Consider the following 12,568-nt stretch of genomic DNA (forward strand, 5'->3'; position numbering starts at 1 on the left):
CAAGACCGTCTGAGAAAAACATGCAGAAATTACGCAAACTGGCAAAATGACATACCAGCAATCCTCCAACGCTTCTCATACAACACCCTCCAGGGCCTCGGGAGCAGAGCCTGGGCCTACTTTATGCCCCGTCTGCGCCGAGAAAGGAATCACACAGGAGATGAAGGTTAGTATATATCCAACGGGATATTACTTTGAGGCATGTTGTCCACGGTGTGGCAATGAGGCGCTGATCGAGAGGGGGAGGGTAGAACGTGGGTAGACACACTAAAACAACCGTTGATTATTTTCCATTCTACGTAAAGGACGGCAAGACCTTGTACCTTTTGGAATCGAAGTATGGCTGCAAGGGAACGGGGTTTTTTACGAATGTATTGAGATTTTTATGTGCCACCCCGGACCACCATTTTTGTATTTCCGGCGGAATAAATCCGATTTCCGGCGGAATAAATCCCGATAGGATGTATTTCTTCTCACGGCTTCACTGTGACGAAGAATCGGGTATGGACATGCTTAACATCATGGCTCACACGGGAAAGATTAATAAAGACCTGTGGTTAAAGTACAACATCATCTATTCTGAGGATCTTGTTAATAGTATTTCAGACGCATACAGAAAACGTGAAAATAAACCTATCACAAAAGATGTAATTCCGGCGGTTTATGGATTTCCGGCGGAAGATACTCAATTTTCGGCGGAAGAAATCAGCGGAAAAGAGATTTCCGGCGGTAAAAATCAACAAACTATACTATATAAAAGAAAAGAAAAGAAAAGAAGTATAGTACCCACCGGAAATATTAATCAGGAATTTTTAACATCCCTCAAGAACAATCCAGCCTATAAACACATCAACATCGAAATGGAACTTGCAAAGATGGACCAGTGGTTATTGCTTCCAAAAAACAAGAACAGAAAAAAGACCCCGCGATTTATCCTGAATTGGTTGAATAAAATAGAATCACCGATAGAACCTGAAAAGAAAAAATACTTTTCCACGGTGGCCGACATAGAGAAAGAGGAGCGCGAGCATGGCATTGGCTGAACAGATCGAACGGGAACAAGCTCTCGTCAAGTATGACGGTGAAGATCGGGTATTGCCGGCCGTAGAAGTGTTGAAGCTCTACCGGGCCGAGGTGCCGAAGGGTGAAAAGATCATGTCGAAGATCCCCACGCTTGACCGCGTACTCGACGGCTTCTACCCCGGGCAGCTTATTGTAATATCAGGTGTTACGGGCCACGGCAAGACGACAATAGCGCAGACCTTCACCAAAAATATGTCGGAGCAGCTTGTTTATCCCCTGTGGTTCTCCTACGAGGTGGGGACCGACGACTTCCTTTCGACCTTCAGCGATGATCACCAGAAGTATATCTACATGCCCGCGAAGCTCAAGGGCAATACCCTGAAATGGCTGGAGGACCGCATCCTTGAGTCTAAACTCAAATACCGCACACAGGCGGTTTTTATAGATCATATTCATTACCTTGTCACGATGAGCCCGAAACAGAACATGAGCTACATCATAGGCGAAACCGTCCGGGGATTGAAGCAGCTCTGCATCAAGCACAATATCGTGATTTTTCTTATAGCGCACATGACAAAAACGAGACCCGAAGAAGAGCCCGGTCTCGGTCATACCCGCGATTCATCGTTCATCGAGCAGGAGGCCGATTCAGTGCTTTATGTCTGGCGACACGTAAAGGACCGCTGGATCACCATTCTCAAAGTTGCCAAAAACAGAAAACGCGGCATCATCGACGACCGCATAGCCCTGATCCTGAGGGACGGGAAGTATGAAGAAACGACCGCGATGGAGGAATGACGATGTTTGAAAGCATAGCGGAAATACTCGACGATTTCAAGGTAGGTATTGTGCCATTAACCCGTGAGAAGATCAGACAGCACGTAGCGGAATATCCCGAAGAATTTAAGAACGGCGCCCGTGTCGAATATCTCAAGGAATGCATGGAAGGCATGGTTGAAAAGGCGCTTTACCTCATGGCCGATTATGAGAAGTTATCAAAGACCGACGATGTAGATACGCGCCTGTTCGTCGGTGACCAGCTTCTCGGGACCGTCAAGACGATCAGCAAGCTCCAGGATGAGATATATTTCAGGCGGCATCCCGCGAACAAGCAGAAGCAGGAGATCACAGACGACGACATACGACGCGCAAAGGAATACCCCTTCGAGGAGCTTTACGAGTTCAAGCGCGGGATGGCATTGTGTCCCTTCCATGATGACAGGCAGCCGTCATTTTCCCTGCACAATAACCGAGCAACGTGCTTCGGCGCCTGTGGTAAGACATGGGACACCATCGCCTTTGTGATGGAGAGAGAAGGATTGAGTTTCATTGATGCAGTAAAACGATTGAGATAAGGAGGTCATATCAATGAAAAAACTATTACGCAAGATGCGGCGCAACATAAGGGACGCTTTTCTCGTTCTGGTAGGTGTGAAGTTCGCCAGCAGGTACAGCGGGCCCAGGAAGAAAAAAGCGCCGGCGCCGTATGAGGAGGGGGTGCAGGAGACATGAAAATTTTAAAATGGATATTACTTAATTCTCTCATGGCCTTCGTGGCCCTTAACGCGCTGTATTTAGAAAAGCAATGGGCGCAAAATCTTTTATTGTTCGCGGTATGGTTGATCGTCGTGTTGTGTACTTTAGCGATATTTTCAACTGAAGCACAAAAAGAGATCAACAAGCAAGGGTTTGCTGTACCGCAATCAATATCAACGGCATACGATTTGCTTTTCATTGCAGCCCTGGCTTCATGCGGATGGTTTGTGACTGCGTCGGCCTGGACATGGCAAATGCTTTGCGAGGTACATTTAAGAAAAAAACAAAAGGAGCAGGAGGCGTGAACCGTCCGCTGCTTAACCGCAAGCCCCGCAAGCCGCCGGATCCGGACAACCCACTGCACAAAGTAATCCAAGGCCAGGTGGAGAAACTGCTGACTTTCTATGGGTTTTTTGTCTTCCCGAACCGGCAACATGCCCTATCTTACAACGGGATCTCGGACCTGACCGCGATTAAGGACGGCCAGACCTACTGGATCGAGATCAAGCGGCCGAAGGGGGACAGCCAGAACGATTATCAGAAGGATTTCCAGCAATCGGTTGAGGATCACGGCGGCACGTACCTGATCATCCATAGTTTTGAAGAGGCTGAGGTATTTGTCAAACAGGCAGTGGACAAAAAACACCTGTGCAATGTGAGGACGCTGCCATGACTAACCTGCGCAAGGCAATCCTTTACTGGCAATTAGTATGCACAGCGCAATTTGCGTTGTTCTCTTTCCTGTTCGACATATGGGAAGTTAATCCAATGGCAAAACTCTATTTGTGGCTCGCATGGGCGTTTTTCACCATGACCCATGCGCTGGTATATGTGCTGTTCTATGCCGTAATAAGGGGGCAGGATGCCAAAAAAGATTGTATTCTTTGAAGATAACCGCCTCAAGAAGCAAGTGATTATAGAGGACAGCAGGGTAATCTTTGAGCTTGTCGGCAAGCACAAGGATGGCTCGCTTATGCCGTTGCAATATGTGTCGGTCAATATCAAAGACCTTGAGACTGTCTATCATGCGGTTAAGGAGAGGATGTGACCTACGTCTGTCTATACTTGGCCCGCGACGGTAAATGTCTGCACCCCGAGCGGTACGAGGAGGAGTGCGATAAGGGGGAATGTCCGGTGAGGAAAACCAATGGGGAAAAATGATATGCTCGTCACCGCAGCATATGTCCTCGGTGTAATAGCATTGTGGATGTGGATATTATTGTTGTTTGGTGTTGCCGGAGGGGGGTGAATGGAAGAAAAAGCTGTTCAAGGTTGGAAGGCCTTTTGCGAAATGACGGGATTAAACATGAATAAGGCCATTGGTATGAAAAAGGAATTATCGGATGTCGGCGCGATATATTATCTCAAAAAGGGGAGACCCCCGGCCCCCAGGATGTATTTTTTCCCGAGTATTGTAAAAAGATTTCTCGGTTTGAAATCAAGGAATGTCGGCGCGATATAAAAAAAAATAAAAAAGATGAAATTTACAATCCTTAGTTACAACGCTTCGCGTACAACCCTTCAGAAACAATCATAAGAGAAAATTTTGCAGGGAAAAATGGACCTGCTATCCTCATATCATGAGTGTATCAGTGGATGAAGTCCATGCCCCTACGATGCGACAACGCATAGAAGATCAAGGGATCACGGACATAAAGATTATCAAAGAGTTTGCCGCAATCGCCTTTTCGAACATCAAAGATTACGTTTCTATCTCTGAGGGTGGCGAGGTGCAAGCTATCTGTCTGGATAAGATCAGCAAGCGCAAATCGGCGGCGGTCAAAAAGGTAAAAGAGCATACGACCATCAAGGAGAGTTCGGACGGTACATCGATCTTTAAGGATTCCCGTATTGAGTATGAGCTTTACGACAAGATGGACGCCTTGAAGTATCTCTGCAAGTTGAGAGGGGATGAACCGGCACAAAAGCAAGAGATTACCTATCCTGATCAGATCCATTATACGCCCGAAGAGAGAGCAATGCTGAAGGAATTGGCTATTGAGCAGGCCAAAAAAGAGCTTGCGGAGCTCAGGAAATGAGTGTATTACACGCCCGCAAACCCGCCATAGTGGCCGAGGTTGCTTGTGAAAAAGCGTAATTTTTATAATGTGAATAATTACAGCATGTTACTTAGTGGTGCAGTTAACATGTTGTTTATTATCGGAACAATTGTGAAATCGAGAGGTATTGAGTGCGCTGATACCCGGCGCACCGATCGCCCGACTGTACGGGGTGACGGACAAAACACGGATTTTTTCTGAGGACACTCAGCCTGCATACTGCCTCTATTCGTCCTGGGTAGAGGATCACAGGCAGGGGAACAGGACAGGGGAGCCGTGACAATGCTCAATATTGTATGCAGGTTTTTAAGGGGTTACAAAACTGCCTAAAGAGGCAGGGGAGGAAATGGAAAAAGGCATGATGCAATCTGATGCAGCCTTGAAACAGTGTATGGCCGACAACGATGCGTTCCTGTGGGCGTACTACAATGGTATCCGCCTGCAATCAGGATCATATACCCCGGTGGGCCACGAATACCAGGTCGAGCCGATGCAGAGTACCGCCCGTAAGAGATGTGCTAAAAAGGGGGCACAGCTCGGCTGGACAGAGATAGAGGTATTGCGGACCCTGCATGGACAGATCCACGGGCAGTATCCCTCAGGGGTGCTGTACTTGTTCCCCACGTCCGACGACGTGAGCGATTTTGCCAAAGCCCGCTTCAATCCCCTCATCGCCGACAATCCAACATCTATCGGCCAGTGGGTACAATCGACCGACTCAACTAATATCAAGCGTATAGGTACGGGGATGCTGTATCTCCGTGGCGCTCGGTCAACGCAAAAGATCGAGGGCATAAAAAAAGATGCCTCCAAGCTCAGGTCAATCCCGGTCGACAAGGTTGTTTTCGACGAGGTTGATCTGATGGACCCGGATATGGTGCAGATGGCACTGGAGAGGTTTAGCCACTCCGAGGTGCAGGAAGAGGCGTATCTCTCCACGCCAACAATCCCCGATTATGGCATCGACAAGATATATGAGCAGTCAGACAAGCGCATATGGGTGATCGAGTGTCAGTCATGCGGGCGCGAGTGCTGCTTAGAGCTGGATTTCCCGGAGTGCGTCAAGTACCACGGCAAGCACGCCTATCGTGCCTGTGTCAAGTGCGGTGAGGAGATATATCCGTCAGACGGCAGGTGGGTTGCACAATCACCAAACGCAGACTATGAGGGCTACTGGATCAGCCAGCTCAACAGCATCTATGTCGACCCCGGCAAGATCCTCAAGCTGTTCCTCGATCCTCCAAACGGTAATCTCCAGGAGATATATAACTCCAAGCTCGGTATGGCCTATATCGACGCGCAAAACAGGCTGACCAGACAGGATGTGTACGCCTGCTGTGGCAGTGATGCCATAGCAACATCATCCAAGCGGACATGCTCGATGGGCGTCGATGTCGGCAAGGTACTCCACGTGCTTATTGGCTATCCTGAGGGCGGCAAGTTCCGCCTTCTCTACGCGGGCAGGGTGGGCGAGTTTTCAGACCTGCATGACCTTGCTATCAAGTTCAACGTGCAGTGCGCCGTCCTCGACATGGAGCCTGAGACACGCAAGGCAAGGGAGTTTCAGGCAGCCGAAAAGTACAAGGTCTACCTGTGCGACTACGCGGAAAACCAAAAGGTATCGAAAAGGCAGGACGATCAGACGGGTATTGTCGTAGTCCGCCGTACGGAGATATGTGACAGCACGCATAACCTGTTTGCCAAACAAATCATAACCATACCACGGAGATCGCCGGAGATAGAGGAGTACGCCCTTGAGGTGAGCAATATCGCGAAGGTGCTCGAAGAGGATCAGGTCAGCGGATCGAAAAAGTATACATACAGGAAACTCGGGCCCGATCATTACCGTCACGCGACTAACTATTTTTGGCTGGCATGTCAGGACCCGAAGGTCGTGGCGGACAACCAGCCGAACAAAGTGAGGGGCAGGAACGTTACACAGGCCCCGGAATGGAGCCCCTTTGATAATTAGACCATTTACCAGCGACGACATACCGCGCCTCATCGAGATAGGTCATATGGCCCATGAGGAGAGTGAGTACAGGACAATGGAGTTCAGCGAGGAGAAATGCAAGCACCTATGCAGACAGATCATTCTCAAGCCTGAGATGTTCGGCAGGGTAGCAGAGAGAGACGGCGTTATTGTGGGAGTGGCCATTGGTGGTATATTCCCTCCGTATTTTTCCAGCGACCTCAACGCGAGCGACCTTCTGTTCTATGTCCTCCCCGAGCATAGGGGGTCGAGGGCATTCTATGTCCTCTGCATTGAATTTATCGCCTGGGCGAAGATATCCGGGGCGAAATTGATATTTATGCGCAATACCACGGGTGTCATGCCTGGAAAGGTAGGCGAGCTCTATGAGCGTATGGGGTTCAGCAGGGTAGGCGGTATCTACAGGATGGAGGTGTAAAATATGTGCGGTGGAATATTCGGTGGAGGAGGCGGGACGCCAACGATACAGCCCCTACCGCCTGCGCCAGCAGTATCGGATGCAGACGTTGAAGCGGCGGCCCAGAGGGAAAGGGAACTGGCACGGAAGCGCAAAGGCCGGAAGGCGACGATATTAACGCAACTCGCTACAGACAGCGATGGGAATAATGGGAATAAAACGTTACTTGGACAATAAAAATAAGGAGGATCGGGCAATGAAAAAGTTTTTACATGGTCTTTTGGTAATGTTCTTATGCGCGACATTATTTACAGGTGTCGCAACGGGTACTACCATCAAGGACGACATGACGTTTGAGGGGCCGGTCACGTTTAAGGGCTCTATCGATCAGTCAGGCGCGAACATGACCGTTACGCCGGCCGCGACGGGATATCTCAATATCAAGACAGGCAACTTAAAGGTGGGGAACGGTACGCCGACAACGACCCTGAATGGCGAGGATGCCTATGTAGAGGGTACGTTCGAGGTTGATGGTGTGCCGCGATTTGATAACACCTCGATGATAATCAGGGGCGTAACATATACGCTTCCTGCTGCTGACGGCACAGCGGGGCAGGCCCTTACAACAGACGGCAGTGCTGCACTGACATGGGCGGCAGCCGGCGGCGTGACTCTCGACGGCGCATATGATTACGGCGGAGCAGGATCAGGCAGGACGATCACCGCTGACAGCGGCACGGTTGAGATCACCAACGCGGCCGCAGACAACAATGATACTCTGGCCGTAAGCAAATCCCCCGTAGGGGCTCAGGCTGGCGATGCAATAGCTATTACGATGAGCGCAAACGCTACTGGCTCAGGCATTAATATTTCCAATGCCGGATCCGGGAACGACATTACAGGGACAAGCGCATCATGGGGTATCACCAAGGCGGGCGTTGCCACATTCTCATCCCTTGCCGGCCTGACATCGGGGGTGACCATCAATGGCGGGACCATCAATCTTAATGCCTCCAGCAACAACGCAACGAACATCAACACAGGCACCTCTACGGGGACCGTGACCATCGGCGGAAGCCTGAATAGCGTAGGCATCGATTCATCGTCCTGGGATATATCGACCGCAGGGGCAGTGTCAGGCGTAACCACACTTGGCATGTCTGGCGACCTTACGATCTCCGCAGGGGACGTTAATCTTGCCAACGGGCAGGCGGTCAAGGGCAGCACGACAAACGCAGAAACGATCAAATTTCAAGCCTATGATGTGGACAATACGACCTACAGGGACGCAATCACCCTGACCAACGGCAACACGGTAGGCATAGCCATAGGCTCAAACAATGAGACAGTAGCGATCAATTCAGCCGATTGGGACATCAGCGCTACGGGAGACATGACGGGCATAGGCGCGATAACCTCCAATGGCCTTTTTACTGGTGCTCTGGGCGCAACAATATCAGGCGCGACCATTAACCTCAACGCATCGAGCAACTTCGGGGTCAACATCGGCACTGGCACAAGCACGGGGCAGGTTGACCTCGGCAGCGGGGCAAGCGCACAGACGTTAAATGTAGGTACTGGAGCGGGGGCTAAGACAGTATCCGTAGGATCGACAAATACAACCTCCTCGACGGCGGTGTCCAGTGGCTCCGGCGGGGTCAACGTCAACGTGTCGAATAACCAGCCGACGAATATTAATAGCGGGACATCCACAGGTACGGTGACAATAGGGAATACAACCCCTGCTATTGTAAACGTGCTCGGCACCGTATCGGTCAATACCGATGCAGCGGCACTGGCTACAAACGTAGGCGCAGGTTCAACTACAGGTACGATAACAATAGGCGGGGCAGGTGCTCAGACACTGGACATAGGCAACGGAGCAGCCGCAAAGACGGTCAACCTTGGATCGTCCAACACGACATCCACGACAACAATACTCTCAGGTACGGGCGGAATCCTTGCCAATAATAACAATAACCAGCCCGTAGGGATCAACACCGGCACGAGCACGGGAACGACCACGATAGGCAACGCATTATCTATCGTTACCGTTGCGGGCATCGTTTCCGGCGGAACTCCCTTTATCTTTGAGGGTGCGACGGCAAACGACCATGAAACTACGCTCGCAATCGCCGATCCGACCGCCGACAGGACAATAACGCTGCCTGATTACACGGGTGGAGTGCCACTGGTAATCGCCCAGGATGCCACGCAGACATCGCAAGCAGGAGCGGGTACGGCAGATGTAACTGGTTCTTCGCTCAGTATGGCTTCGGGGTGGTTCAGTGCAGGGAAGACCCTGAAGTACACGATTACCGGGACCAAGACAGGCGCAAACGCCGCGATGATCGTTCACCTATACCTTCTTGATGCGGCGGTTATGAGCCTTACCGCTTCAGATGGTGCGGCCGGGGACTGGACGGCTACGTTTATCGTGCATGAGTATACCGATACCGCACACCAGAAGATCACGGGCATTTTAAATGTCAACGGCAAGGTGAGCGTGGTGGATTACGCAACAGCAACAAAAGATATGGCTGCCGGGGCAACCACGATCAAGGCTCAGATACAGAGCCAGAACGCTGGCGATACGGTCACCACTGAATATGTGAACATCGAGCACTGGGTGAAATAGGGGCCTGACGTGGAACAGGATCAGAAACTTGTCAAGCTCATAACCGGCAGACAGACGAAGCTCGAAAGCGACAAGTCTAATTTTATGGATCGCCTTCAGGACGTTGCCGATTATGTAGCTCCTCATCGTGAGGATGTATGGGGCACGTATCTCAAGGGCGAGCAGAAAGGGAAGAAAATATACGACGGCACGGCTCTCGGGGCGGCTGTGCTTGCGACAGATGGGATACACGGCTATCACGTGAGCCCCGCTTTTCCCTGGTTCAAGTATGCAATGAACAGGAAGAATGTGAACAAGATCCCCGAGGTCCGTGAATGGTTACAGGAGATCGAGTTTAATATGTATCAGGCCCTTTCCCGCTCCAACTTCTACAGCGAGATGTGGATGTATATCTACGACGGCCTGACGGCGGGAACGGCAGCGGCATACCCGGAAGAGGATTTAATTGAGGACAGGATCAGTTTTGAGACCGTGCACCCTGGGGAAATCTATATAGCCGAGAACAGATACGGGGAAGTAGATGTTCTCCACCGTAAAAGGAAATTATCAGCAAGGCAGCTTGTACAGAAATTCGGCAAGGACAACCTTACGGAACAGATCAAGCAGGTATATGAATCCAGTCCATTCACTGAATTTGAGATCATCCATGCAGTATTCCCGCGCGAGGAATATGACAGCCGGATGAAGGACGCGAAGAACAAAAGATATGCTTCCGTGTGGCTCCTGATGGCAGGGAACCACCTGTGCAGGGTATCGGGGTTCGATAAATTCCCGTTTGCCGTGTGGAGATATATGCGTTCGGGAAAAGAGCCGTATGGTATCAGCCCCGCCATGCTTGCCATAGCAGACATTAAAGGCTTGAACCTTATGGAAAAATGCGACCTTGGAGCGCGGCAGATGGCCCTTGACCCTCCCCTGAACGTTCCTTCATATCTTGAGGGAAAGGTGGAGTGGAAGCCGCGCGGCATCAACTATATGCGCGATGCAAAGGACAGGATAACCCCGGCAAATACCGGATCTGATTTTCCCGCAACGGACGATATTATTATTAGGAAGCAGAACGCGATCAAAGAGCGGTTCCACGTGGACACCTTTCTCATGCTGGCAAGCCTTGAAGGAAGGGGACAGCGGACGGCCTATGAGGTCTCTGAACTGATGGCGGAGAAGGCGGCCGTGCTCGGTGCGGAGCTCGGGCCTCTCAACACGGAACTTGACGACCTTAATGAGCTTGTGTACGACATCGAAGTAGCGGCGGGGAGGATGCCCGATCCTCCAGACATTTTATATGAGCTCGCCGCGAACGACTCTTCATTAAGGTTCGATCCCGTATACATGGGGCCTCTTGCACAGGCGCAGAGAGAGAAATTCGCAAAGGAAGGGATACGCAAATTCTTCATGGAGATCACGCCGATATTGAACGCAAAACCGGAGACACTCGACAAAATCGATGCTGATGCGGCGATAGACCTGCTTGGAGAGATCAACAACGTGCCGCAGGAACTTCTTGTGCCTGACGAGAAGGTTGCACAGATCAGGCAGGGAAGATTACAGGCCCAGCAGCAAATGACGGCCCTTGAGAACGTTCAGGGCATAGCGGAAGGATTGAAGACGGCAAGCGAGGCTGACAAGAATCTTGACGGTAAGCTATCGGGCCTCATGGGGACGTAAATGAACAGACTCGACCTTTTCCCGACGATTGACACCATAAAGGAATACCGGAAGGTATATTCAAGGCCGGGCGCGGATGAGGTATTGCTTCACCAGCTTTTCGACTTCGGCGTATGGGAGGAATCGGCAACCCCTGAAGATGTGACGCTCAGAAATCAGGGCGTCCGCCTGCTCAAGATACTCGGCGGCGGTGAAGTGGGAAGGGAAACAATAAGGGAATTTATCAGACGGCTCATACGGCAGCCGTTAAAGGAGAAAGATAATGCGTAACAGATGTAAAGATAAGGGAAGAAGAGGCGGACGAAGATAATTAAACGGGTTCCCTGACGGCCTGATCAGCCACAGGGACGAAAGAGAGAAACAAAGGACGGCAAGTAGGTGCCTACTCACTTACTCCGTCCTTTTTTCTTTGCCCGTATCAAACCGATAAGGAGGTTTCACATGGACGTAAATAACGATGCCGGCGGCAACAATGGCGGAGGAAATGAAAGACCCGTATGGTTGGACAGTCTACCGGATGCCCATAAGAACAACCAGTCCTTCTATGGTTTCAAGGAACCGGCGCAGGCATGGGACAAGTTCGACTCACTTTTGAAGGCGGAAGGGAAAACGATAGTCATACCGGACGAGAAGGCAACACCCGAAGAATTGAAAGCCTTTTATGCGAAGCTCGGCGTTCCCGAGACGCCTGACGGATACGAATTCGACAAAGCGGACATCGAGGCAGAAGCAGACAAGATGTTTCGTGAAGTCATGCTCACGAGCCGTATCCCGAAACGCGAGGCCAAAGCGATCCATAAAGCCTTTGTCGATATGATCGGCAGGGGGAAGGCGGCAATGGCGCAGCAGAAGGCGGAAGAAGAGCGCATAGAGAAGGAATCCCTTGACGGTGCGGTGAACGCACTCAAGGACGCATGGAAGGGCGATCTGTTCAAGGCAAACACCGAACTTGCTCACAGGGCGTTTAAAAACGTCATTGCGTGGGCGGGTATCGGCGAGGAAGAGGGAAAGAAATTTCTCGAAGAGTCGAAGATCGGGAATCTTCAGATTGGCAATCACCCGGTAATACTCAGGCTGTTCCACGCGATAGCGACAAAAATATCCAATGATTCCATTGGTGGTGATCGCGGAGGACCGGGCGGGGAAGGATCGGATGAGGAGAAGGCCAAACAGCGGTTCCCTAACACAAAATTCAAAACATAGGAGGGCCAATACATGGCAACCTTAACAAGCACATACAGCCTCGTAGAACA

17 protein-coding genes are annotated in these 12,568 nt (G+C 50.8%); all 17 read left to right on the plus strand.

The features are described 5' to 3' along the window. Window positions 1–503 precede the first annotated feature (503 nt). The 17 genes from PHU49_08640 to PHU49_08720 all read left to right on the plus strand — a co-directional run bounded on the left by PHU49_08640 (window position 504) and on the right by PHU49_08720 (window position 12,518). The gene (locus tag PHU49_08640; GenBank protein ID MDD5244071.1) at window positions 504–1,043 is read left to right on the plus strand and encodes a hypothetical protein; all 540 of its coding nucleotides are present in this window, start codon (window positions 504–506) and stop codon (window positions 1,041–1,043) included. Continuing rightward, on the plus strand, window positions 1,030–1,821 hold the full coding sequence (locus PHU49_08645; protein ID MDD5244072.1) for a DnaB-like helicase C-terminal domain-containing protein: 792 nt from the start codon (window positions 1,030–1,032) through the stop codon (window positions 1,819–1,821). The genes PHU49_08640 and PHU49_08645 overlap by 14 nt, the downstream gene beginning before the upstream one ends. A 2-nt stretch (window positions 1,822–1,823) precedes the next feature. Beyond that, on the plus strand, window positions 1,824–2,378 hold the full coding sequence (locus PHU49_08650; GenBank protein ID MDD5244073.1) for a CHC2 zinc finger domain-containing protein: 555 nt from the start codon (window positions 1,824–1,826) through the stop codon (window positions 2,376–2,378). Window positions 2,379–2,391: 13 nt separating this feature from the next. Beyond that, the gene (locus PHU49_08655; protein ID MDD5244074.1) at window positions 2,392–2,535 is read left to right on the plus strand and encodes a hypothetical protein; all 144 of its coding nucleotides are present in this window, start codon (window positions 2,392–2,394) and stop codon (window positions 2,533–2,535) included. Beyond that, window positions 2,532–2,864, plus strand: coding sequence for a hypothetical protein (locus tag PHU49_08660; protein ID MDD5244075.1), 333 nt, complete (start codon window positions 2,532–2,534; stop codon window positions 2,862–2,864). Before PHU49_08655 ends, PHU49_08660 begins: the two co-directional genes overlap by 4 nt. Further along, a complete protein-coding gene (locus PHU49_08665; GenBank protein MDD5244076.1) occupies window positions 2,861–3,232 on the plus strand; it encodes a hypothetical protein in 372 nt (123 codons plus the stop codon). Before PHU49_08660 ends, PHU49_08665 begins: the two co-directional genes overlap by 4 nt. Continuing rightward, window positions 3,229–3,447, plus strand: a complete 219-nt coding sequence (locus tag PHU49_08670; protein MDD5244077.1) for a hypothetical protein — start codon at window positions 3,229–3,231, stop codon at window positions 3,445–3,447. Before PHU49_08665 ends, PHU49_08670 begins: the two co-directional genes overlap by 4 nt. Further along, entirely contained in the window at window positions 3,422–3,607 is a 186-nt protein-coding gene (locus PHU49_08675) for a hypothetical protein (protein MDD5244078.1), read from the plus strand. Before PHU49_08670 ends, PHU49_08675 begins: the two co-directional genes overlap by 26 nt. 201 nt (window positions 3,608–3,808) lie before the next feature. Then, complete coding sequence (locus PHU49_08680) at window positions 3,809–4,021, plus strand: hypothetical protein (protein MDD5244079.1); 213 nt, start codon at window positions 3,809–3,811, stop codon at window positions 4,019–4,021. Between the two features lie 130 nt (window positions 4,022–4,151). Continuing rightward, on the plus strand, window positions 4,152–4,598 hold the full coding sequence (locus tag PHU49_08685; GenBank protein ID MDD5244080.1) for a terminase small subunit: 447 nt from the start codon (window positions 4,152–4,154) through the stop codon (window positions 4,596–4,598). 367 nt (window positions 4,599–4,965) lie between these two features. Beyond that, window positions 4,966–6,591, plus strand: a complete 1,626-nt coding sequence (locus PHU49_08690) for a phage terminase large subunit family protein (protein ID MDD5244081.1) — start codon at window positions 4,966–4,968, stop codon at window positions 6,589–6,591. Continuing rightward, complete coding sequence (locus PHU49_08695; protein ID MDD5244082.1) at window positions 6,581–7,030, plus strand: GNAT family N-acetyltransferase; 450 nt, start codon at window positions 6,581–6,583, stop codon at window positions 7,028–7,030. Before PHU49_08690 ends, PHU49_08695 begins: the two co-directional genes overlap by 11 nt. 3 nt (window positions 7,031–7,033) lie before the next feature. Beyond that, window positions 7,034–7,246 carry a hypothetical protein gene (locus PHU49_08700; GenBank protein MDD5244083.1) on the plus strand — a complete coding sequence of 71 codons (213 nt, stop codon included), beginning with the start codon at window positions 7,034–7,036 and terminating at the stop codon, window positions 7,244–7,246. Window positions 7,247–7,265: 19 nt separating this feature from the next. Beyond that, window positions 7,266–9,647, plus strand: a complete 2,382-nt coding sequence (locus PHU49_08705; GenBank protein ID MDD5244084.1) for a hypothetical protein — start codon at window positions 7,266–7,268, stop codon at window positions 9,645–9,647. 9 nt (window positions 9,648–9,656) lie between these two features. After that, complete coding sequence (locus PHU49_08710; protein ID MDD5244085.1) at window positions 9,657–11,315, plus strand: portal protein; 1,659 nt, start codon at window positions 9,657–9,659, stop codon at window positions 11,313–11,315. Next, entirely contained in the window at window positions 11,316–11,585 is a 270-nt protein-coding gene (locus tag PHU49_08715; protein MDD5244086.1) for a hypothetical protein, read from the plus strand. A 171-nt stretch (window positions 11,586–11,756) separates the two neighbouring features. Then, a complete protein-coding gene (locus PHU49_08720) occupies window positions 11,757–12,518 on the plus strand; it encodes a hypothetical protein (GenBank protein MDD5244087.1) in 762 nt (253 codons plus the stop codon). The last annotated feature ends 50 nt before the right edge of the window (window positions 12,519–12,568 follow it).

The sequence above is a fragment of the Syntrophorhabdaceae bacterium genome (assembly GCA_028713955.1).
In the GTDB taxonomy this organism is placed as follows: domain Bacteria; phylum Desulfobacterota; class Syntrophorhabdia; order Syntrophorhabdales; family Syntrophorhabdaceae; genus UBA5609.

Coding starts and splice junctions, on each gene's coding strand:
- PHU49_08640 (MDD5244071.1), top strand. CDS start 504: ATGGACATGCTTAACATCATGGCTCACACGGGAAAGATTAATAAAGAC.
- PHU49_08645 (MDD5244072.1), top strand. CDS start 1,030: ATGGCATTGGCTGAACAGATCGAACGGGAACAAGCTCTCGTCAAGTAT.
- PHU49_08650 (MDD5244073.1), top strand. CDS start 1,824: ATGTTTGAAAGCATAGCGGAAATACTCGACGATTTCAAGGTAGGTATT.
- PHU49_08655 (MDD5244074.1), top strand. CDS start 2,392: ATGAAAAAACTATTACGCAAGATGCGGCGCAACATAAGGGACGCTTTT.
- PHU49_08660 (MDD5244075.1), top strand. CDS start 2,532: ATGAAAATTTTAAAATGGATATTACTTAATTCTCTCATGGCCTTCGTG.
- PHU49_08670 (MDD5244077.1), top strand. CDS start 3,229: ATGACTAACCTGCGCAAGGCAATCCTTTACTGGCAATTAGTATGCACA.
- PHU49_08675 (MDD5244078.1), top strand. CDS start 3,422: ATGCCAAAAAAGATTGTATTCTTTGAAGATAACCGCCTCAAGAAGCAA.
- PHU49_08680 (MDD5244079.1), top strand. CDS start 3,809: ATGGAAGAAAAAGCTGTTCAAGGTTGGAAGGCCTTTTGCGAAATGACG.
- PHU49_08690 (MDD5244081.1), top strand. CDS start 4,966: ATGGAAAAAGGCATGATGCAATCTGATGCAGCCTTGAAACAGTGTATG.
- PHU49_08700 (MDD5244083.1), top strand. CDS start 7,034: ATGTGCGGTGGAATATTCGGTGGAGGAGGCGGGACGCCAACGATACAG.
- PHU49_08705 (MDD5244084.1), top strand. CDS start 7,266: ATGAAAAAGTTTTTACATGGTCTTTTGGTAATGTTCTTATGCGCGACA.
- PHU49_08715 (MDD5244086.1), top strand. CDS start 11,316: ATGAACAGACTCGACCTTTTCCCGACGATTGACACCATAAAGGAATAC.
- PHU49_08720 (MDD5244087.1), top strand. CDS start 11,757: ATGGACGTAAATAACGATGCCGGCGGCAACAATGGCGGAGGAAATGAA.